Origin of the sequence: Paracoccus sp. (in: a-proteobacteria), from assembly GCF_030538655.1 — a bacterium.
Taxonomy (GTDB): Bacteria; Pseudomonadota; Alphaproteobacteria; order Rhodobacterales; family Rhodobacteraceae; genus Paracoccus.
Window position 1 is genome coordinate 1 of record NZ_JAUNTO010000009.1, and the last position, 19,477, is coordinate 19,477.

Consider the following 19,477-nt stretch of genomic DNA (forward strand, 5'->3'; position numbering starts at 1 on the left):
ACCTCGACATGATCCCCTTCGACAAGCTGCAAAGCTATTTCGAAGAGCATCTGGCAGCCTGATCGCCTGCCTTGCAACCGGCGCTGCGGCAATTCGCGGCGCCGATCACGTAAACGGGCTTTGCAATCACGGCCCCGACACCCTAAAAACGATGCGTCGGGCGGATTGTCCGCCTGCAAAGGGGTAAAGTCATGCTGAATAACATCGGCCTTCCCGGCCTTCTGCTGATTGCGGTGATCGTGCTGGTCCTGTTCGGACGGGGCAAGGTCAGTTCGCTTATGGGCGAGGTGGGCAAGGGAATCACCGCCTTCAAAAAGGGCATCAAGGACGGCAATGACGAAATCGAAAAGGCCGCCGCCGAACCCAAGGACGTGCCGGGCGAAAAGGCCCGCGATGTGACGCCGCACACCAACGATCGCGTCTGAACGGGGCCGCGCCGCCATGCTGGACATCGGCTGGAGCGAGCTTTTGGTGATCGGCGTCGTCGCGCTGATCGTCATCGGCCCCGAGGATTTACCACGGCTGTTTCGCGCCCTTGGCCGGTTTACCGCCAAGGCGCGTGGCATGGCGCGCGAATTTTCGCAGGCCATGGACGATGCCGCGAAATCGTCGGGTCTGGATGACGCGGCCTCGACGCTGCGTGATGTCAAAGGCATCGCCTCGAAAAAGAACCTCGGGCTGGATGCACTGGATCGCGCCGCCGAACGATTCGAGAAATGGGACCCCACAGTGCCGTCATCGCGTGCCGCCCAGCCCGATCCGGCTGCCCCGACGCCCGCCGCTGTCCCCGACCCGGCCGCCGGTTCAACGATCAGGACGGCCGATCTGCCCGATCCCGCATTCACGACTCCGGCACGGGGCACCCGCCGACTGCGCGCCGTGCGCCGCAGCGACATGAACGAGGGCTGACGTGGCCGGACAGACCAAACGACCCGATGAGATCGACGATTCCTCGGCCCCGCTGATCGAGCATCTGAAAGAACTGCGCACCCGGATCATCTGGTCGCTGCTGGCCTTCGTCGTGGCCATGCTGCTCTGCTATATGGTGTGGAACCCGATCTATAACTTTCTGACCCGCCCGATCTGTGCCGCGCTGGAAAATCGCGGGCAGGAATGCGGGCTGATTTTGCTGAAATTGCAGGAAGGCTTTATCGTCGCGATCCAGATCAGCTTTCTGGGCGGCTTTATCTTGGCTTTTCCCATCATTGCCTATCAATTGTGGCGGTTCGTCGCGCCGGGCCTGTATCGCAGCGAAAAGCAGGCCTTTCTGCCCTTCCTGATTGCATCGCCCGCGATGTTCTTTCTGGGCGCGGCCTTCGCCTATTACGTCATCTTGCCGATGGCCTACAGTTTCTTCCTGGGCTTTCAGCAAGGCCCGATGACCCTGCCGGATGAGGTGACGGGCACACCCAACCCGATGGCAGGCATCGTCTTTCAGGGATCGGTCAGCGAATATCTGACCTTGACGACCAAATTCATTCTGGCCTTCGGCCTGTCGTTTCAATTGCCCGTGGCGCTGACCCTGATGGGCAAGGCGGGTCTGGTCGAATCTGCCGGTCTGGCCAGCGTGCGCCGCTATGCCATCCTTGGTATCATGGTGCTGGCCGCCATTGTCACACCGCCCGATGTGGTGTCGCAAATCGTCCTGTTCACCGTGATCTATGGCCTTTACGAAATCTCGATCCAACTGGTCAAACGCATCGAAAAGCGGCGCGAGGCCGAACTGCGCGCGCAGGGCCTGTGGGTGGAAGACGACGAAAAAGCATGACCACCGATCCGCTGATCCGCATCGCCGAGGCGCTGGAACGTCTGGCCCCCGCGCCCGTGCCCGCCCCGGATTTCACCGGCGCATCCGCCTATGTCTGGCACCCCGACCCCGACCGGCTTGATCCGGTTGAAACCGTGGCCCGCGTCGATCTGGTGCAACTGATCGGCATCGACCGTGCGCGCGATACCCTGCTGGCCAATACGCTGCAATTCGCGTGCGGCCATGGCGCGAATAACGCACTGCTGTGGGGGGCGCGGGGCATGGGTAAATCCTCGCTGGTCAAGGCGGTTCACGCGGCGGCCCGCGCGCAGGGCCTGCCCTTGGTGCTGGTGGAAATCAGCCGCGAGGATCTGGCCTCGGTCAGCCGCCTGCTGTCCCTGCTGGGCCGCGCCAAGGACCACCGCTTCCTGCTGTTCGCCGACGATCTGTCCTTCAGCCACGACGATGCCACTTATAAATCGCTCAAGGCCGTGCTGGACGGCGGCATTGCTGGCCGCCCCGAAAACGTGGTGCTTTACGCCACCTCGAACCGCCGCCACCTGATGCCACGCGACATGATCGACAACGAACGCGCCACCGCCATCCACCCCGGCGAGGCGGTCGAGGAAAAAGTCTCGCTGTCAGACCGCTTCGGCCTCTGGCTGGGCTTTCACCCCTGCGGCCAAGACGAATATCTGGCGATGATCGACGGCTATTGCCGCGCGGCGGGCCTGACCATCGCCCCCGAAACCCTGCGCGCCGAGGCGATCGAGTGGCAAGCCACAAGGGGCGCCCGTTCCGGCCGCGTCGCATGGCAGTTCTTCACCGATCTGGCCGGGCGGCATGGGATGGCGGTTTAGGCTGCGGACGCAAGCCGTATCTTCTGTCCAGAAATATCCCGGGGGTCCGGGGGCTGGCCCCCGGCCATCGCGGGACGCAAACCCTAGCTCCACATCAGATCGCTTTCTGCCAGCATGGTCATGCGCGGTATCCGCGCGGGACAATTGCCATAAACCTGCTGCACCGCCACCTCGACCATCGCCTGCGCGCCGGGCCAGATGTCGCGATCCGGCGCGACGATTCGCGCCGTGCCGTTCACCCGCGCCCGTTGTTGTCGGTGGAAATCCATGAACAGCATCCCGATCTGCGGGTTCACGCAAAGATTCCCCAGCGATTGAAACAGCCCGTTGCCGCGAAAATCGGGGAATGCCAGCCGTCGGTCATCCAGCACCACCAGCGCGGGCAGGGGCTGCCCGTCCGCACCGTAATCGCGCCCGCGAAAGCTGCAATCGCAGCTGCCCGTGGCGCTGGCGGTGGCGATGAAAAAGAACGGCTGCGCGGCGATAAAGCGCGCCATGCCGGGGCGGATCACATCGGCGATCATGACCCGCAGCCCGGTCTCATCCCATGGTGCGCCCATCAGTCCGCGCATCTGAACCTCGCCCGGATGGGGCCGCCAATCCTCTGTCATGCTTTACCTTTCTGCCAATCCGCCCTAAAAGCGACCGATAGGTAGTTTAAGGCGCGATCCATGACCAAGACAAGCCGCGAGACCCTGATCGCGCTGGCCCGCGACATATTCCGCGATCACGGCTATGCCGGGTTTTCCATGGGCGATCTGGCCGCACAGGCGGGGCTGCGTAAGGCCAGCCTTTACAGCCGTTTTTCCGGCAAGGATGAACTGGCTGTCGCGGCATTGGGCCTGACCCTGACACAGCTTCAGGCGCTGACGGTAACCGGCGACGATCTGCCCGCCCGCTATCGTGCGCTGCTGGACGGGATTGCCGGGCATCTGACAGCGGGGCGGCGCTGCGTTGGGCTGCATCTGCTTTACGGCGATGTGCCGCCCCCGGTGGCGGATGCAAACCGGCAGTTCTTCAATGGGCTGTTGACGCTCTGCACTGATCTGCTGGCTCAGGCGCTGCCCGCCGATCTGGCCCGCAGCATGGCGCAAGACAGCATCGCCGCGCTGCAAGGCGCGACCGTCTGGCTGCTGCTGGAAAACGATGCCGCACCGATGGGCCGTGCCATTGACGCGCTGATGGTCACAGTGGAAACGCTGACAGGCGATGACCCGCAGGCCGCCGAAATCGCTGCGCTGAACGATCAGGTGCTGCCCCTGCGCACTGCCCTTGCCGGGCAGATCAAGGCAGAGGCCGGTTCCCGATGATGCTCAGGGCAGGTCGCGCAGAAACCCCACCATCTCATCCATCACCAGCCCCAGGGCCTCGCGATGCGGCAGATGGCCCGCGCCCGGCACGATCACCAGTCGCGCGCCGGTTGCCGTTGCGATCCGGCGCGGGTGTTCTTCGGTGCCATATTCATCGGCCTCGCCATGGATGACCAGTGCCGGGCAGCGCACCTGCCGCAAGGCCGTATTCAGCGACCAATCGGCGAAATCAGGGTGCAGCCAGGTTTCCGTCCAGGCGTCCACCACCCACCGCGCCTTATCGCCGTGATAGCGGGCCACACGGGCCAGCGCGTCCGCATCGGCATAAAACGCGCGGGCCTGTTCGATGCCGCGCCGGGTCGCATCCTCAAGGAAAGCCTGCGCCGAAATCGTCAGCAGCCCCACCACGCGATCCGGGTGCTGCGCCGCTGTTTCCACCGCCATGCCACCGCCGACGCTGTGGCCCGCGATGACCAGGCGATCCAACCCCAGCCCATCGGCCACGCGCCGTGCCATATCCGCCTCGCGCGTGATGAAGTCCAGCGGTTGCCGGTCATGGCGCGGCGATGACAGCCCGTATCCCACCCGGTCATAGGCCGCGATCACACGGCCCGACTGTCGTGCCAGTTCCTTGGGCAGATCGCGCCACAGCGCCACCGACCCCAGCGAATCGTGCAGCAACAGCACTGGCAGACGGGTGGCGGCATCCGGGTGCCAGACACGCGCCGCAACTGTGGCGCCGCCCATGTCCAGCGCGTGATCGGTGATCCGCATCGCAATCCCCCTTGCCGCGCCGCCCGCCCGGCCTAAGCTGACCCGTCAGCGAAAGGAGAACAAGATGCGACTGCAAGGCAAGACCGCAATCGTCACCGGGGGGGCCTCGGGCTTTGGTGCAGGGATCGCGCGGAAATTCGCGGCCGAGGGGGCGCGGGTGATGATCGCCGATCTGAACGGCGATGCTGCCGTCAGCATGGCCGCTGAAATCGGCGGTGTCGCACAGCAGGTGGATGTGGCCGACGGCGCGTCGGTGTCGGCCATGGCGCAGGCGGCGATCAGCACGCTGTCGCGCATCGACATTCTGGTGAACAACGCCGGAATCACCCATCTGCCCACCCCTCTGGAGGAAGTGGCCGAAGATGAATTTGACCGCGTGTTCGCGGTGAACTGTAAATCCGTCTATCTGACCGCCCGCGCGCTGGTGCCGCCGATGAAGGCCGCCGGGGCGGGGTCGATCATCAATGTGGCCTCGACCGCCGGTATCTCGCCGCGCCCGCGCCTGAACTGGTATAATGCGTCAAAGGGGTGGATGATTACCGCCTCCCGCGCCATGGCGGTGGAACTGGCCCCCGCAGGTATTCGCGTGAACGCGCTGTGCCCGGTGGCGGGCGAAACGCCCCTGCTGGCCAGCTTTATGGGTGAGGACACCCCCGAGATGCGGGCCAAGTTCCTGTCCACCATCCCGATCGGCCGCTTTTCCACGCCCGAGGATCTGGGCAACGCCGCCTGTTTCCTTGCCTCGGACGAGGCCGGGATGATTACCGGCGCGGCCCTGACCGTTGATGGCGGGCGCTGTATCTGATCTGTCCATCCCCCGCCAAAGGACGGCGGGGGATCGCCCCATCAGCCATTCTTCCACAGCGGCGCGTGGCGGTTGACATCCTTATACAGCAGATAACGGAACCGCCCCGGCCCGCCAGCGTAACACGCTTGCGGGCAAAAGGCGCGCAGCCACATGAAATCGCCCGGCCCGACCTCGACCCAATCGCGGTTGAGGCGATAGACGGCCTTGCCTTCCAGCACGAACAGGCCGTGCTCCATGACGTGGGTTTCAGCAAAGGGGATCGAGCCGCCGGGCAGGAACGTCACCACGGTGATGTGCATGTCGTGGCGCAGATCGGCCGGGTCCATGAACCGCGTCGTGGCCCAAGCGCCATCGGTATCGGCCATGGGGGACGGCGCAACGTCTTGTTCCTGCACCACAATCGGGTCGGGCTTATCCACCCCTGCCGCCGGTTGCCAGCGTTTGCGCCACCAGTGAAAGCCGCAGTTGCCGGGCGTGGCGTTGCGCACGGACCATGCCGCACCGGGCGGGATATAGGCAAAGCCGCCGGGGTGCAGGTTGTGGGTCTGCCCGTCGATGGTTACGTCCAGATCTCCGCCGGTGACGAAGATGGCGGATTGCACCTCGGGGTCATCCTCGGGGGCGTCGCAGCCGCCGCCTTCGGCCAGTTCGACGATATATTGCGAAAAGGTTTCGGCAAAGCCCGACAGCGGGCGGGCGATCATCCACATGCGCATTCCGGTCCAACCGGGCAGATAGCTGGTCACAATGTCGCGCATGACGGTGCGGGGGATGACGGCGTAAGCCTCGGTAAAGACGGCGGTATCGGTGGTCAGCCCGGTCTGCGGCGGCAGGCCCGCGACGGGGCCGGCATAGGGGCTGGGCGCGACGGGCTGGGTGATGCGGATCGGATCGCCGGTCGGCGCGCCTGCGGGCGGCTGATCTGCCGCGCCGCCGGTGCCGGTGATCTGGTCGCTGTCGGGGTCGCGGTCGGTCATTTCAACATCTCTTTCAGTCGCAATTCGCCGATGCGGGTGACTTGGCGTTCCGCCTCGGCGCGTTCGGTCTGGGTGTCGTTATCGACGCGGCGCTTCATCGCGGCGATGATGCCGGGTTTGTCGTGGTCGCGCACGGCGATGATAAAGGGAAAGCCGTGCTTTGCCATATAGGTTTCGTTCAGCGCGGTGATGTCGGCGCGTTCGGCATCGGTCAGCGCGTCAAGGCCCGCGCTGGCCTGTTCGGCGGTCGAATCGGCGGTCAGACGTTTGGCCTGCGCCAACTTGCCCGCCAGATCGGGGTGGGCGTTCAGCACGCCCAGCCGTTCGTCGTCGCTGGCGGTGCGAAAAATCTGCGCCATCCGGGCGGCGAGGCCCGCTGCGCTGTCGTGGATCGCGCCCATTTCCGCGTCAAAGGTGCGTGCGGCGATGAAGGGGGAGTGTTCATAGATGCCGCCGAATTTTTCGACAAAGGCAGTGCGGTCCATTTCCGACGGGCGCAGGCGGGGCTGGAACGGATGCGTCTCGGCCCAGTGGCGGGCGATGTCGAGGCGGGTGGCAAACCAGACGCCATCATGGGCGCGGGCGTGGTCGATGAACCGCTGCACCGCCAGCGCGCGGCCCGGTCGCCCGGCAAGACGGCAGTGCAGGCCGATGCTCATCATCTTGGGGGCGCCTGCGGTGCCTTCGGCATAGAGCATGTCGAAGCTGTCGCGCAGGTAGTCAAAGAAATCGGTGCCGGTGCCGAACCCTTGACCCGAGGAAAACCGCATGTCGTTGGCGTCCATCGTGTAAGGCACCATCAGTTGCGGTTTGCCGTCGTGGACATGCCAATAGGGCAGGTCATCGGCGATGGTGTCGGCCAGATATTCAAAACCGCCTTCCTCGCAGCCAAGCGCAACCGTGTTCATGCTGGTGCGGCCTTGGTAAAAGCCGCGCGGGCGCTGGCCGGTGACGGCGGTGTGCAGCCGGATCGCCTCGGCGATGTGGTCTGCCTCGACCTCGCGCGGGATGTTGCGATAGTCGATCCATTTCAGCCCGTGGGTGGCGATTTCCCAGCCTGCGGCCTGCATGGCGGCGACCTGTTCGGGTGCGCGTTCCAAGGCGGTGGCGACACCATAGACGGTGATCGGCAGGTCTTTCAGCATCCGGTGCAGCCGCCAGAAGCCCGCGCGCGCGCCGTAATCATAGATGGATTCCATGTTCCAGTGCCGCTGGCCGGGCCAGGGCTGGGCGCCGATGATTTCGGACAGGAACGCCTCGGATGCGGCATCGCCATGCTCAACGCTGTTTTCGCCGCCTTCTTCGTAGTTCATCACGATCTGCACGGCGATCTTTGCGCCGCCGGGCCATTGCGGGTCGGGGGTCTGGGGGCCATAGCCTCGCATATCGCGGCTGTAGCGCATCTTGGTTCCTTTCGGTTCGTTGGCGTCAGCAAAGCCGGTTGCAAGGACAAGGGCAAGGGGGCGGCGCGGTCTGGCTTGACCTGTGCTGTCCGTTGGTCAATCCTTAGACGCAGCCGGAGAAGCGAGGATATGATGCGCCTGCCGACCGACATCTTCACCGAACCCGACGCCAGCCCCGATACCTTGGCCAACCTTGGCCCACTGCGCCCGCTGGCCGGGACGTGGCAGACCGCCACCGGGCAGGATACCAGCCCCAAGGCCGACGGGCCGCAGCAAAAGCCCTATACCGAAACCATCACCATGCAGCCCATCGACCCGCAGACGAACGGGCCGCAGTTGTTTTACGGGCTGCGCTATCACATCCATATCACCACGCCGGGCGAAGCGGCGACGTTTCACGATCAGGTTGGCTATTGGCTGTGGGAGCCGGCGACCGGGCTGATCTTGCAGACGCTGGCGATCCCGCGCGGGCAATCGTTGCTGGCGGCGGGCAAAGCGGCGGCGGATGCGCGCAGTTTCGCGGTCGAGGCACGGCGGGGCGAGGTGACATATGGCATCACCACGAACGAATATCTGGATCAGGCATTCCGCACCGAACGCTATCGCATCGCGATCACCTGCCATGATGATGCAAGCTGGTCCTATCAGATCGAAACCGACCTGATCGTTCAGGGCAAGCCGTTTAACCATCACGACACCAATCGCCTGTATCGCATTGCCCCGCCGCAGCCCAATCCGATGATGCTGAATGCCGGGCAGGGCTGAAGGGACAGTTTGTGCCGCTTATTGATGCTGGGTTAGCGCAAAAGATCCGTTTTCAAGGTCTCGCCTGATCTCCTCATCGGCCTGGCTAAGCAGATCGTAAAACTTATCGACAGTTTGCCGGACCTGATCGCCGGGGATGAGGTCTTGGTCATAATCTTCACCACCAGTTTCAACGGCAGTCATAAAAACACCCTCAGTCGCGGTTTCTTGCGCACGCTCCAGATTTTTTCTGACCTTTAAGCTGACAGAGGCGGCATGTTGCCGAAGAAATTTCTGTAACTCTGTGGCATGTTTGTGAAAGTTATTGGCAATATCTGCCTGCGCATCGCTCCAATCCAGGTCGGGCGCCCAGGGTTCGGGACGGATGCCAGAAAACAGTCTGTAGAATTCAGATGCGGCGGCGTATTCTTTTTCGAACATCAGCTCTTGCCGTTTCAGTAAAAGCCGCTGCCTGTCGGCTGTTCTGCCAAGCTCGCTTTTATAGGTTTCAAGATCATGCGTAAGCTTGGCCTTGTGCTTTTCGATGATGCGAGATGAGATCAGGTTCGTGACAAGCGCCGAGACTGTTGCTGATATAGCCCCGATACCGCCGAGAGCACCGATTATTTCCACCCACTCCATTGCTTTACCTGTCTGACCTGTTCTGTTGCATGATGCTGCAACCTAATCCTGCGCCACGCTGCCCATGGCCTGCGACAACTGCCGGGCGGCCTCGGTTACGGCGGCGCCAAGGGTTTTCAGATGTTCGGGGCCGACGCGATGGGTCGGGCCGCTGATAGAGATTGCGGCGATGGGGGTGCCTTGCGCATCCAGAACCGGGGCGGCGACGCAGTGCATTCCCGGCTCGACCTCTTCGCGGTCAAGGGCAAAGCCGCGTGTCCGGGCGGCGATCAGTTCCGGGTCTTCGCCGCCAAGCGGTGCGCAAAGCGCCCGCCCCAGCCCCGAGGTCGCCAGCGGCAGCCGGGTGCCGGGCGGAAACAAGGCGCGAATCGGGCGGGGCGTTTCCGCCTGTGCCACGATCAGCACGGCATCGCCGTCGCGGATGCCCAGATTGGCGGTTTCCGAGGTCGCCTGCATCAGCCGCCGCAGAATCGGCGCGGCGCGTTCGGCCAGCCCGCCCCGGCGCAGAAAGGCCGCACCCATGCGATAGGTTTCCGGCCCGATATACCAGACCTGCGTGGCCGGGTCGGTATCCACCATGCCGCGCCGCTCAAGCGAGGTCAGCAGCCGATGCGTGGTCGAGGCGGCTTGCCCCGTCTGGGCCGCGATCTCGGTCAGGGTCAGTCCTGCGGCCCCGGCCTCGGCGATGCGGTTCAGCAGGTCCAGTGCCCGATCCAGCACCTGGATGGTTGCGGGGGCGGTGGGCTTGGCTTTGGGCGGGCGACCCCGGCGGCGCGGCTGTTCGGCCATCTTTCTGCTCCTGTCAGGGATGCGCAGGATAGGGGATTGTCCGGGGATGCCAAGGGGTTGCTGGCGTTTCGGCAATCATATGCCCGCGATTGCGGCCTGTGCCGCTTTTTGCTGCCTGATTTCCGGTCAGAGCCGGAACCGGCAGTGCTGCGGTGCGGAATTTCATTCCATCCGCCGCGCGCCCGGCATTGGCTGACGCGATCCGTCAAGGAAGGACCGACCGACATGCGTCTGCACAAACCTGCATATGGCCGCCGACCGCGCGCTGCCCTTATCATGGCCCTGATATGCACAGGAGTTACCCATGACTGAGCCGGTCCATCCCGTTGATGAAATTCTGCCCGCACCGCGCCTGTTCACGCTGGGGATGCAGCATGTGCTGGTGATGTATGCCGGTGCCATCGCTGTGCCGCTGATCGTGGGGCGGGCGCTGAATTTGGCCCCGCACGAGGTGGCCTTCCTGATTTCGGCCGATCTGTTCGTGTGCGGCATCGCCTCGATTATCCAGAGCCTTGGCGCGACGCAATATTTCGGCATCCGTCTGCCGGTGATGATGGGTGTGACCTTTGCCGCCGTGGGACCGATGGTGGCGATTGCCGGTCAGACCGGCGGCACCGATGGCGCGCGGGCGTTGTTCGGGGCGGTGATCGCCGCAGGGGTGATCGCGATACTGCTGGCACCGATGGTCAGCCGGATGTTGCGGTTTTTCCCGCCGGTTGTGACAGGGACGGTGATTCTGGCCATCGGAATCAGCCTGATGCCCATCGGGATCAACTGGATCTTTGGCCTGCAAGCCGGGCCGACCGCGCCGATGCTGGTCGATCCGGCGCAGCAGGCGATGCTGGATCAGGCGATTGCCGCCGGGGCCATGCCACAAGGCGCGCGGCTGGCCGCGACAGTGCCGAACCCGGCCTATGCGACGCCCGGAAACCTGCTGATCGCCGCGCTGGTGTTGGGCACGATCCTGATCGTATCGCGCTTTGCCAAGGGGTTTTGGGCCAATATCGCCGTGCTGATCGGTATCGTGGTGGGCGGCGGCGTCGCCGCCATGCTGGGCATGATGGATTTCGCCAAGGTGGGTCAGGCGGCATGGTTCGGCCCGATTATCCCGTTCCATTTCGGCATGCCGACCTTTGACCCGGTGATGATCCTGACCATGGTTCTGGTGATGATCGTGGTCATGATCGAATCGACCGGCATGTTTCTGGCTTTGTCCGAGATGTGCGACCGCCCCATTGGTCGGCGCGAACTGGCTGCCGGGTTGCGCGTCGATGGGCTGGGCACGCTGCTGGGCGGGATTTTCAACACCTTTCCCTATACCTCGTTCAGCCAGAACGTGGGGCTGGTGGGCGTGACGGGCATCCGGTCGCGGTTCGTCTGCGTGGCGGGTGGGGCGATCATGATCGTGCTGGGGCTGATTCCAAAGATGGGCGCGCTGGTCGAATCGCTGCCGACCACGGTTCTGGGCGGGGCCGGGCTGGTGATGTTCGGTATGGTCGCGGCGACCGGGGTGCGCATTCTGGGCCGCGTCGATTTTGCGGGCAACCGGCACAACCTGTTCATTGTGGCGATTTCCGTCGGCATGGCGATGATCCCGCTGGTCGCGCCGAATTTCAAACAATGGTTGCCCCATGTCATCCATCCGCTGATCCATTCCGGCATTCTGCTGGCGGCGATCAGCGCGGTGCTGCTGAACTGGTTCTATAACGGTGCCCAAGCAGAGGACGAGGCCGAGATTCGTGTCGCGGGTGGCATGGCCGACCACTAGCCCCCGGCGCGCAGGCGCGGCACTATCCCCCAAAGGGAAGGAGATGACATGCCCGGCTATCTGACGACTCATGTTCTGGACACCGCGCGCGGGCGACCCGCCGCAGGGATGGAGGTGGTGCTGTTCCGCCTGAACGGCACCGTCCGCACCGAACTGGCGCGGCTGCGCACCAATGCCGACGGGCGCACCGACCGGCAGATCCTGCCCGAAGGCGATTTCGCCACCGGCACCTATGAGCTGGAATTCCACGCCGGCGCATGGATGGATGACACCGGGATCGCGCCGGAAAGCCCGCGCTTTCTGGATGTTATCCCGATCCGCTTTGGCATGTCGCAGGACGACCACTATCATGTGCCGCTGCTGGTGTCGCCCTTTGGCTATTCGACCTATCGGGGCAGCTAGGATGATACCGGACAGCATCATCATCTGGGAATGGGCGCAGTTCGCGATCCGCTGGGTGCATGTCATCACCGCGATTGCATGGATCGGATCGTCCTTCTATTTCATCGCGCTGGATCTGGGGCTGCAAAAGGCCCCGCATCTGCCCAAGGGCGCGCATGGCGAGGAATGGCAGGTCCATGGCGGTGGGTTTTATCACGTCCAGAAATACCTGGTCGCGCCTGAACGGATGCCTGCGCATCTGACCTGGTTCAAATGGGAAAGCTATTCGACGTGGTTGTCGGGCTTTGCGCTGTTGGCGGTGCTGTATTGGGCGGGGGCGCATCTGTATCTGATCGACCCGGCCAAGGCTGATCTGGCCGTCTGGCAGGCGATCCTGATCTCGGCCGGGTCGCTGGCGGTGGGCTGGCTGATTTATGACACGCTGTGCAAATCCCCCTTGGGCGAGCGTCCGACCGTGCTGATGTTGCTGCTGTTCGCGGCACTGGTGGTGATGGGTTGGGCTTACGATCAGGTGTTCACGGGCCGCGCCGCGCTGTTGCATCTGGGGGCGTTCACGGCGACGATCATGACCGCGAATGTGTTCCTGATTATCATGCCGAACCAGCGGATCGTCGTGGCCGACCTCAAGGCCGGGCGCACGCCTGATCCGAAATATGGCAAGATCGCCAAGCTGCGGTCCACGCATAACAACTATCTGACGTTGCCGGTCATCTTTCTGATGCTGTCGAACCATTATCCGCTTGCCTTTGCCAGTGAATACAACTGGTTGATTGCGGCGCTGGTGTTTCTGATGGGGGTGACGATCCGGCATTTTTTCAACACCATGCACGCCCGCAAGGGGCTGTTGTGGTGGACATGGGCCGTTACCGCGATGCTGTTTGTGGCGATCATGGCGCTGTCATCTGCCGGGCTGCGGCAGGAAAGCTATGATGCGTCGGCGGCCCGCGCGATGACGGCGGTCGAGGCGCGCTTTGCCGCGGCAGCGGGCTTTGACGATGCGGCGGCGGCGGTGATGGGACGCTGTTCGATGTGCCATGCGCGCGAAACCGGCTATCCCGGCATTCATCACGCGCCCAAGGGGGTGTTTCTGGAAACCCCCGCCGATGTCGCCCGCCATGCCCGCGCGATTTACCTGCAATCCGGCGTGACCGAGGCCATGCCCCCTGCCAACCTGTCCTTTATGGAGCCGGATGAGCGGGACGCGATCATCCGCTGGTATCGTGCGGCCATGCGGGGATGATCCGCCCTAAGGCCGGGGGTCACACCCCCATTCGTCGGGGAAAAGGTCCACTGGATCTTTTCCTGACCCTCCTCATCCCGTGGGATATTTAAGGACAGAAGATGCGGCAGGTTGTGTTCGGGGGGCGATGCGGCAAAGCTGGGCAGGTGATGGAAAGAAGCAGGTCATGGGCGCGCTGAGATTTGTTCTGAATGATGATGACGTGGTGCTGGATCAGGTCGGCGCGCGCGACATGCTGCTGGATTTTTTGCGGCTGGACCGACGGCTGACCGGCACCAAAGAGGGCTGCGCCGAGGGGGACTGTGGCGCCTGCACCGTGCTGGTGGGGCGGATCACCGGCGCGGGGCTGGTTTACGAGCCGGTGAACGCCTGCATCCGGCTGCTGGCATCCTGCCATGGCTGCCATATCGTGACGGTTGAACATCTGCGTGGTGCGGGCGGCGGGCTGCATCCGGTGCAGCAGGCGCTGGTGGATCATCATGGCAGTCAGTGCGGGTTTTGCACGCCGGGCTTTGTCATGGCGCTGTATGCTTGGTGGCTGAGCGGCGCGGGTGGCGGTGAAACCGGGGTCGAGACCGCCTTGCAGGGCAATCTGTGCCGCTGCACCGGCTATGCGCCGATCATCCGCGCGGCGCTGACTGTCGCGGCGGCGTGCGGGCAGGATGCGGATGCGCTGGCCAAGGGCCGCGAGTCGATGGCGGCGCGGCTGGCGGCGATCCCGCGCGGGCGGGTGGATGTGTCGCGCGGTGACGACCGGGCGATCATTCCCGCCGATACCGACGATCTGGCTGCGCTGTTGCTGGATCATCCGCAGGCGACCATCGTTGCGGGGGCCACCGATGTCGGGCTGTGGGTGACGAAATTCCTGCGCGACATTTCCCCCGCCATTCTGATCGGCCATCTGCTGAAGGACATCGAGGTCGGTCCCGACAGTCCCGAGATCCGGCTTGGCGCGGGCGTCACCTATGCCGAGGCGCTGCCGCTGATCCTGCGCGACTTTCCCATGCTGCGGGATTACTGGCTGCGGATCGGCGGGGCGCAGGTGCGCGCCATGGGCACCATCGGTGGCAATATCGCCAATGGCTCGCCCATTGGTGACACGCCGCCGCTGCTGATGGCGCTTGGCGCGCAGATCGTGTTGCGGCGGGGTGATATGCGGCGGCGGGTGGCGGTGACGGATTTCTTTATCGACTATGGTCAGCAGGACCGTGCACCGGGCGAGTTTGTGGAACAGATCATCATCCCCCGGCCCGGCCCGGACGCGCGGCTGGCGGCCTATAAGGTCAGCAAGCGGTCGCATTCGGACATCACCTCGGTTGCGGCGGGGTTCCGGGTGGATGTGCAGGATGGTGTTGTGACCGATGCCGTGCTGGCCTTTGGCGGCATGGCGGGGGTGCCGAAACGCGCCGCGGCGGCCGAGGCGGCCCTGCGCGGCCAGCCCTTTGCCGAGGCCGCGTTTCTTGCCGCCGCCGCTGCCATCGCGGGCGATTTCACCCCGATGACCGACATGCGTGCCAGTGCCGCCTATCGCGCGCAGGTGGCGGCCAATCTGATCCGGCGGTTCTGGCTGGAGCAGTCGGGGCAAGCCATGCCGCCGGTGCGGCTGGAGGAGGTGTTGCCATGATCGGGCGCGATCTGCCGCATGAATCCGCCGCCCTGCATGTGACGGGCCGGGCCGGATATACCGACGATCTGCCGCTGCCCGCCGATGCGCTGCACGCCTGCCTGGGGCTGTCGGATTGCGCGCATGGCCGGATCACCCGGCTTGATCTGGAGGCGGTGCGGGCTGCGCCGGGGGTGGTCGGCGTGCTGACGGCGGCGGATGTGCCGGGTGTCAATGACGTGTCACCGGGCGGACAGGGCGACGACCCGATCTTTGCCGATGGGGTGGTGCAGTTCTGGGGGCAGCCGCTGTTTGCCGTCATCGCGCAGACCCGCGATCAGGCCCGCCGCGCGGCGCGTCTGGCGCAGGTGGATTACGACCCGCTGCCACATGTGCTGACCGCGCAAGCGGCTCGGACGGCGGATGCCGACTATGTCACCGCGCCGCTGACCCTGCGGCGCGGGAACGCCGAGACCGACATGGCCCGCGCCCCGCATCGCATATCCGGGCGCATGGAAATCGGCGGGCAGGATCACTTTTATCTGGAAGGGCAGATCGCCCTTGCCCTGCCGGGTGAGGGGGACGAGGTATCCCTGCATGTGTCCACCCAGCACCCCAGCGAGGTGCAGCATATGGTCGCCCATGCGCTGAACGTGGCCAGCCATGCGGTAACGGTCTCGGTGCGGCGGATGGGGGGCGGCTTTGGCGGCAAGGAAACGCAGATGAACCTGTTCGCCTGCGTTGCGGCCATTGCCGCGAAGCGGTTTGGCCGGGCGGTGAAAATTCGCCCCGACCGTGACGATGACATGACCGCCACCGGCAAACGGCATGATTTCGTGGTGGATTATCAGATAGGCTTTGACGATCAGGGCCGGATTGCCGCCGTTCAGGCCGATCTGGCCGCGCGCTGTGGCTTTTCGGCGGATCTGTCGGGGCCGGTGACGGATCGGGCGCTGTTTCATGTGGATAACGCCTATTTCTATCCCTCGGTTCGGCTGTCCAGCCATCCGATGCGCACGAATACGGTCAGCAACACCGCCTTTCGCGGCTTTGGCGGCCCGCAAGGCGTGCTGACCGCCGAACGCATGATCGAGGAAATCGCCTATGCCACGGGCCGTGACACGCTGGCGGTGCGGCGCGCCAACCTGTATCGCCCCGGCGACCTGACCCCCTATCACCAGCAGATCGAGGATGACCTGCTGCCCGGCCTGTTCGATCAGCTGGAACAGGGCTGCGATTACGCCGCCCGGCGGCAGGCGGTGCTGGACTGGAATTCACGGGGCGGAGTGATCCGGCGCGGTATCGCGCTGACTCCGGTCAAGTTCGGGATCAGCTTTACCGCGACGCATTTCAATCAGGCCGGGGCCTTGGTGCATGTCTATGCCGACGGGTCCATCGCGCTGAACCACGGTGGCACGGAAATGGGGCAGGGGCTGCACACCAAGGTGGCGCAGGTGGTGGCCGATGCGTTCCAATGCCCGCTGGACCGGGTGCGGATCACCGCCACATCCACCGGCAAGGTGCCCAATACCTCGGCCACGGCGGCGTCCAGTGGCACCGACCTGAACGGCATGGCGGCGTTGGATGCCGCTGACCAGATCAAGGCGCGGCTGGTGGCCTTTGTCGCCGAGCGCTGGCAGTGCCCGCCGGATCAGGTGCGCTTTGCGCCGGGGCAGATCATGGCGGGCGATACGGCGATTCCGTGGGAACAGGCGATCCGCGCCGCCTATATGGCGCGGGTGCATCTGTCGGCGGCGGGGTTTTACAAGACGCCAAAGATCCACTGGGACCGGGCCACGGGCAAGGGGCGTCCGTTCTATTACTTTGCCTGCGGTGTCGCCTGTTCCGAAGTGGCGGTGGATACGCTGACCGGCGAATATCGTATCCTGCGCGCCGACATTCTGCATGATGTGGGCCGCAGCCTGAACCCGGCGCTGGACATCGGCCAGATCGAAGGGGCCTTTGTGCAGGGCGCGGGCTGGCTGACCAGCGAGGAACTGTGGTGGTCTGATGACGGACGGCTGCGCACGCATGCGCCTTCGACCTACAAGATACCGCTGGCATCCGACCGCCCGCGCGTCTTTAACGTGATGCTGGCCGATACCGTCAATGCCGAACCGACCGTGGGCCGGTCCAAGGCGGTGGGCGAGCCGCCCTTCATGCTGGGTATTTCCGTGTTCGAGGCGATCGGCCATGCTGTGGCTTCGGTTGCGGATTACCGCCGCGCGCCGCGTCTGGATGCGCCCGCCACGCCGGAACGGGTGCTGATGGCCATCGAACGGTTGCGCCGATGATCCGGGTGCGGATCGAGACGGCGCAGGGGTCCACCCCGCGCGAGGCGGGGGCGGTGATGATCGTCACCACCGATGCCACGCAGGGCAGCATTGGCGGTGGCGCGCTGGAATATATGGCCATCGACCGCGCCCGGCAGATGCTGGGACAAGGCGAAACCCGCGCCCGGATGGATGTGCCGTTGGGGCCAGAGATCGGCCAGTGCTGTGGCGGCCGCCTCACCCTGTCGCTGACCGCCGTCGATGTGATGCCGCCCGAACCGCCGCGCCCCGAGGTGCTGATCTTTGGCGCCGGGCATGTGGGCCGTGCCCTGGCCCGCGCGCTGGCGCTGTTGCCGCTGGCCCCGGTGTTGATCGACAGCCGCGCCGATGAGTTGGCGCTTGCGCCCGGTCTGCCCGCGCGGCTGACCCCCTTGCCCGAGGCCGAGATCCGCGCCGCCCGCCCCGGCAGCGCCGTGGTGATCGCCACCCACGGTCACGCGCTGGATTTTCTGCTGGCGGCCGAGGCGCTGGCCCGTGCCGACCTGCCTTATATCGGCATGATCGGCAGCGCCACGAAACGCGCCCAGTTCCACCGCTTTGCCCGCGCGCGCGGCATCGACCCGGCCCAACTGACCTGCCCCATCGGCGCGGGCGGGTCGCCTGACAAACGGCCGGCAGTCATTGCCGCGATGACCGCCGCTGAAATCATCACCACCCTGAACGCGTCTTGCCTGAAGAAATACCCATGCGACATCTGATCCGGGGCCGAGTCCTTGGCTTTCACGCCGACCCCGCCGATACGGCGGATAACCACCGTTACCACCCCGACGGGGCGGTGATCCTTGCCGATGGCCGGATCGAGGCCGTGGGTGATTACGCCGATCTGCGCGCTGACGGTCTGCCCGAAACCGATCATCGGCCGCATCTGATCCTGCCGGGCTTTATCGACCCGCATATCCATTTCCCGCAGATTCAGGTGATCGCCAGTTGGGCGCGGCAATTGCTGGACTGGCTGAACGATTACACTTTTCCGGCGGAATCGGAATATGCCGATCCGGTCCATGCGACGCGGATGGCGGGGCTGTTTCTGGATCAGATGATCGCCCATGGCACCACCAGCGCCGCCGCCTTTTGTTCCGTCCACAAAACCAGCGCCGAGGCGCTGTTCACCGCCGCCGAGGCGCGCAATATGGCGATGATCGCCGGTAAGGTGATGATGGACCGCAACGCCATCCCCGCCGTTCACGACACCGCGCAAGCCAGCTATGACGACAGTGCCGCGCTGATCCGTGACTGGCACGGGCGCGGGCGGCTGCGCTATGCGATCACACCGCGCTTTGCGATCACCTCGACCCCGGAACAGCTTGACGCGGCGGGGGCCTTGGCGCGGGAAAACCCCGCTTGCCATATCCAGACGCATCTGTCTGAAAATCACGACGAAATCGCCTATACCCTGTCGCTGTATCCGCAGGCGCGGGATTATCTGGACATCTATGACCAGTATGGCCTGCTGGGGCCGCGCAGCCTGATGGGCCATTGCCTGCATCTGACCCCGCGTGAAATCGCCCGGATGGCTGAAACCGGCTGCCGGGCGATTTTCTGCCCGACCTCGAATCTGTTTCTGGGGTCGGGCCTGTTCGATCAGGCGGGCCTGCGTGCGGCGGGAATCACCACCGGCATTGCCAGTGATGTCGGCGGCGGCACCAGCTTTTCCATGCTGCAAACCATGGCCGAGGGTTACAAGGTGCAGCAGATGCACCGCCACCGGATGCACCCCTTTGCGACCTTCCACTGGGCCACGCGCGGCAATGCCATCGCCCTTGGGATCGAGGATCGTATCGGCACGCTGGCCCCCGGCAGCGACGCCGATCTGGTGGTGCTGAATGCCCGCGCCACCCCCGCCATGGCGCTGCGGATGGAACGGGCCGAAACGCTGGCCGAGGAATTATTCGTTCTGCAAACCATGGGCGATGATCGTGCGGTGGCGGAAACCTATGTTGCGGGCCGGGCGATGAAGCGCTGAGGGCGCGTCGGAAAGAGGCTGCTGATCGCCGGAGTGTTCGTTGTCGCTGTCGGCTGGCCTGCGCGTGGATACCGGCGACCCGATCAGCGGGATGACCGATCCCCCACCCGCGCG

At 64.7% G+C, this 19,477-nt stretch carries 20 protein-coding genes; 14 read left to right on the forward strand and 6 right to left on the reverse strand.

Annotated features, from left to right (window positions below):
- Positions 1 to 191: 191 nt before the first annotated feature.
- Genes Q4G22_RS07670 through Q4G22_RS07685 form a run of 4 tightly spaced genes read left to right on the forward strand, consistent with a single transcriptional unit; the run spans position 192 to position 2,607 of the window.
- Positions 192 to 425 carry a twin-arginine translocase TatA/TatE family subunit gene (locus tag Q4G22_RS07670; protein ID WP_303385318.1) on the forward strand — a complete coding sequence of 78 codons (234 nt, stop codon included), beginning with the start codon at positions 192 to 194 and terminating at the stop codon, positions 423 to 425.
- A 16-nt stretch (positions 426 to 441) separates the two neighbouring features.
- Positions 442 to 909, forward strand: a complete 468-nt coding sequence (gene tatB / locus Q4G22_RS07675; protein ID WP_303385319.1) for a Sec-independent protein translocase protein TatB — start codon at positions 442 to 444, stop codon at positions 907 to 909.
- Position 910: 1 nt separating this feature from the next.
- The gene (gene tatC, locus Q4G22_RS07680) at positions 911 to 1,768 is read left to right on the forward strand and encodes a twin-arginine translocase subunit TatC (protein WP_303385320.1); all 858 of its coding nucleotides are present in this window, start codon (positions 911 to 913) and stop codon (positions 1,766 to 1,768) included.
- A complete protein-coding gene (locus Q4G22_RS07685) occupies positions 1,765 to 2,607 on the forward strand; it encodes an ATP-binding protein (RefSeq protein ID WP_303385321.1) in 843 nt (280 codons plus the stop codon). Before tatC ends, Q4G22_RS07685 begins: the two co-directional genes overlap by 4 nt.
- An 83-nt stretch (positions 2,608 to 2,690) precedes the next feature.
- On the opposite strand, the gene Q4G22_RS07690 is transcribed toward Q4G22_RS07685, so the two are convergent.
- Positions 2,691 to 3,218, reverse strand: a complete 528-nt coding sequence (locus Q4G22_RS07690; RefSeq protein WP_303385322.1) for a pyridoxamine 5'-phosphate oxidase family protein — start codon at positions 3,216 to 3,218, stop codon at positions 2,691 to 2,693.
- Positions 3,219 to 3,278: 60 nt separating this feature from the next.
- On the opposite strand from Q4G22_RS07690, the gene Q4G22_RS07695 reads away from it, so the two are divergent.
- Positions 3,279 to 3,917: a TetR/AcrR family transcriptional regulator gene (locus Q4G22_RS07695; RefSeq protein ID WP_303385323.1), complete on the forward strand. Its 639-nt coding sequence runs from the start codon at positions 3,279 to 3,281 to the stop codon at positions 3,915 to 3,917.
- A 3-nt stretch (positions 3,918 to 3,920) separates the two neighbouring features.
- Here Q4G22_RS07695 and Q4G22_RS07700 read toward each other — a convergent pair whose 3' ends face one another.
- Positions 3,921 to 4,691 carry an alpha/beta fold hydrolase gene (locus Q4G22_RS07700; RefSeq protein WP_303385324.1) on the reverse strand — a complete coding sequence of 257 codons (771 nt, stop codon included), beginning with the start codon at positions 4,689 to 4,691 and terminating at the stop codon, positions 3,921 to 3,923.
- A gap of 64 nt (positions 4,692 to 4,755) precedes the next feature.
- On the opposite strand from Q4G22_RS07700, the gene Q4G22_RS07705 reads away from it, so the two are divergent.
- Positions 4,756 to 5,496: an SDR family oxidoreductase gene (locus tag Q4G22_RS07705; RefSeq protein ID WP_303385325.1), complete on the forward strand. Its 741-nt coding sequence runs from the start codon at positions 4,756 to 4,758 to the stop codon at positions 5,494 to 5,496.
- A 41-nt stretch (positions 5,497 to 5,537) separates the two neighbouring features.
- Here Q4G22_RS07705 and Q4G22_RS07710 read toward each other — a convergent pair whose 3' ends face one another.
- Both Q4G22_RS07710 and puuE read right to left on the reverse strand, forming a co-directional pair.
- On the reverse strand, positions 5,538 to 6,476 hold the full coding sequence (locus Q4G22_RS07710) for a bifunctional allantoicase/(S)-ureidoglycine aminohydrolase (RefSeq protein WP_303385326.1): 939 nt from the start codon (positions 6,474 to 6,476) through the stop codon (positions 5,538 to 5,540).
- The gene (gene puuE / locus Q4G22_RS07715; RefSeq protein ID WP_303385327.1) at positions 6,473 to 7,879 is read right to left on the reverse strand and encodes an allantoinase PuuE; all 1,407 of its coding nucleotides are present in this window, start codon (positions 7,877 to 7,879) and stop codon (positions 6,473 to 6,475) included. Before puuE ends, Q4G22_RS07710 begins: the two co-directional genes overlap by 4 nt.
- Positions 7,880 to 8,011: 132 nt before the next feature.
- Here puuE and Q4G22_RS07720 point away from each other — a divergent pair, with 132 nt between their 5' ends.
- On the forward strand, positions 8,012 to 8,644 hold the full coding sequence (locus Q4G22_RS07720) for a heme-binding beta-barrel domain-containing protein (protein ID WP_303385328.1): 633 nt from the start codon (positions 8,012 to 8,014) through the stop codon (positions 8,642 to 8,644).
- A gap of 18 nt (positions 8,645 to 8,662) precedes the next feature.
- Here Q4G22_RS07720 and Q4G22_RS07725 read toward each other — a convergent pair whose 3' ends face one another.
- Both Q4G22_RS07725 and Q4G22_RS07730 read right to left on the reverse strand, forming a co-directional pair.
- Positions 8,663 to 9,265 carry a hypothetical protein gene (locus Q4G22_RS07725; RefSeq protein ID WP_303385329.1) on the reverse strand — a complete coding sequence of 201 codons (603 nt, stop codon included), beginning with the start codon at positions 9,263 to 9,265 and terminating at the stop codon, positions 8,663 to 8,665.
- Between the two features lie 42 nt (positions 9,266 to 9,307).
- Complete coding sequence (locus Q4G22_RS07730) at positions 9,308 to 10,054, reverse strand: IclR family transcriptional regulator (RefSeq protein ID WP_303385330.1); 747 nt, start codon at positions 10,052 to 10,054, stop codon at positions 9,308 to 9,310.
- 304 nt (positions 10,055 to 10,358) lie between these two features.
- Between Q4G22_RS07730 and Q4G22_RS07735 the strand changes: the two genes are divergently transcribed.
- The 7 genes from Q4G22_RS07735 (at position 10,359) to guaD (ending at position 19,363) form a co-directional block, all read left to right on the forward strand.
- On the forward strand, positions 10,359 to 11,822 hold the full coding sequence (locus Q4G22_RS07735) for a nucleobase:cation symporter-2 family protein (protein ID WP_303385331.1): 1,464 nt from the start codon (positions 10,359 to 10,361) through the stop codon (positions 11,820 to 11,822).
- A 48-nt stretch (positions 11,823 to 11,870) separates the two neighbouring features.
- Positions 11,871 to 12,224, forward strand: coding sequence for a hydroxyisourate hydrolase (gene uraH, locus Q4G22_RS07740; RefSeq protein ID WP_303385332.1), 354 nt, complete (start codon positions 11,871 to 11,873; stop codon positions 12,222 to 12,224).
- Positions 12,225 to 12,228: 4 nt separating this feature from the next.
- Complete coding sequence (locus Q4G22_RS07745) at positions 12,229 to 13,464, forward strand: urate hydroxylase PuuD (RefSeq protein ID WP_303385436.1); 1,236 nt, start codon at positions 12,229 to 12,231, stop codon at positions 13,462 to 13,464.
- Between the two features lie 166 nt (positions 13,465 to 13,630).
- Positions 13,631 to 15,088 carry a xanthine dehydrogenase small subunit gene (xdhA, locus tag Q4G22_RS07750; protein ID WP_303385333.1) on the forward strand — a complete coding sequence of 486 codons (1,458 nt, stop codon included), beginning with the start codon at positions 13,631 to 13,633 and terminating at the stop codon, positions 15,086 to 15,088.
- Positions 15,085 to 17,361 carry a xanthine dehydrogenase molybdopterin binding subunit gene (gene xdhB, locus Q4G22_RS07755; RefSeq protein WP_303385334.1) on the forward strand — a complete coding sequence of 759 codons (2,277 nt, stop codon included), beginning with the start codon at positions 15,085 to 15,087 and terminating at the stop codon, positions 17,359 to 17,361. Before xdhA ends, xdhB begins: the two co-directional genes overlap by 4 nt.
- Positions 17,358 to 18,098, forward strand: a complete 741-nt coding sequence (xdhC, locus tag Q4G22_RS07760; protein WP_303385335.1) for a xanthine dehydrogenase accessory protein XdhC — start codon at positions 17,358 to 17,360, stop codon at positions 18,096 to 18,098. The genes xdhB and xdhC overlap by 4 nt, the downstream gene beginning before the upstream one ends.
- Positions 18,086 to 19,363, forward strand: a complete 1,278-nt coding sequence (guaD, locus tag Q4G22_RS07765) for a guanine deaminase (RefSeq protein ID WP_303385336.1) — start codon at positions 18,086 to 18,088, stop codon at positions 19,361 to 19,363. Before xdhC ends, guaD begins: the two co-directional genes overlap by 13 nt.
- Positions 19,364 to 19,477: the final 114 nt, after the last annotated feature.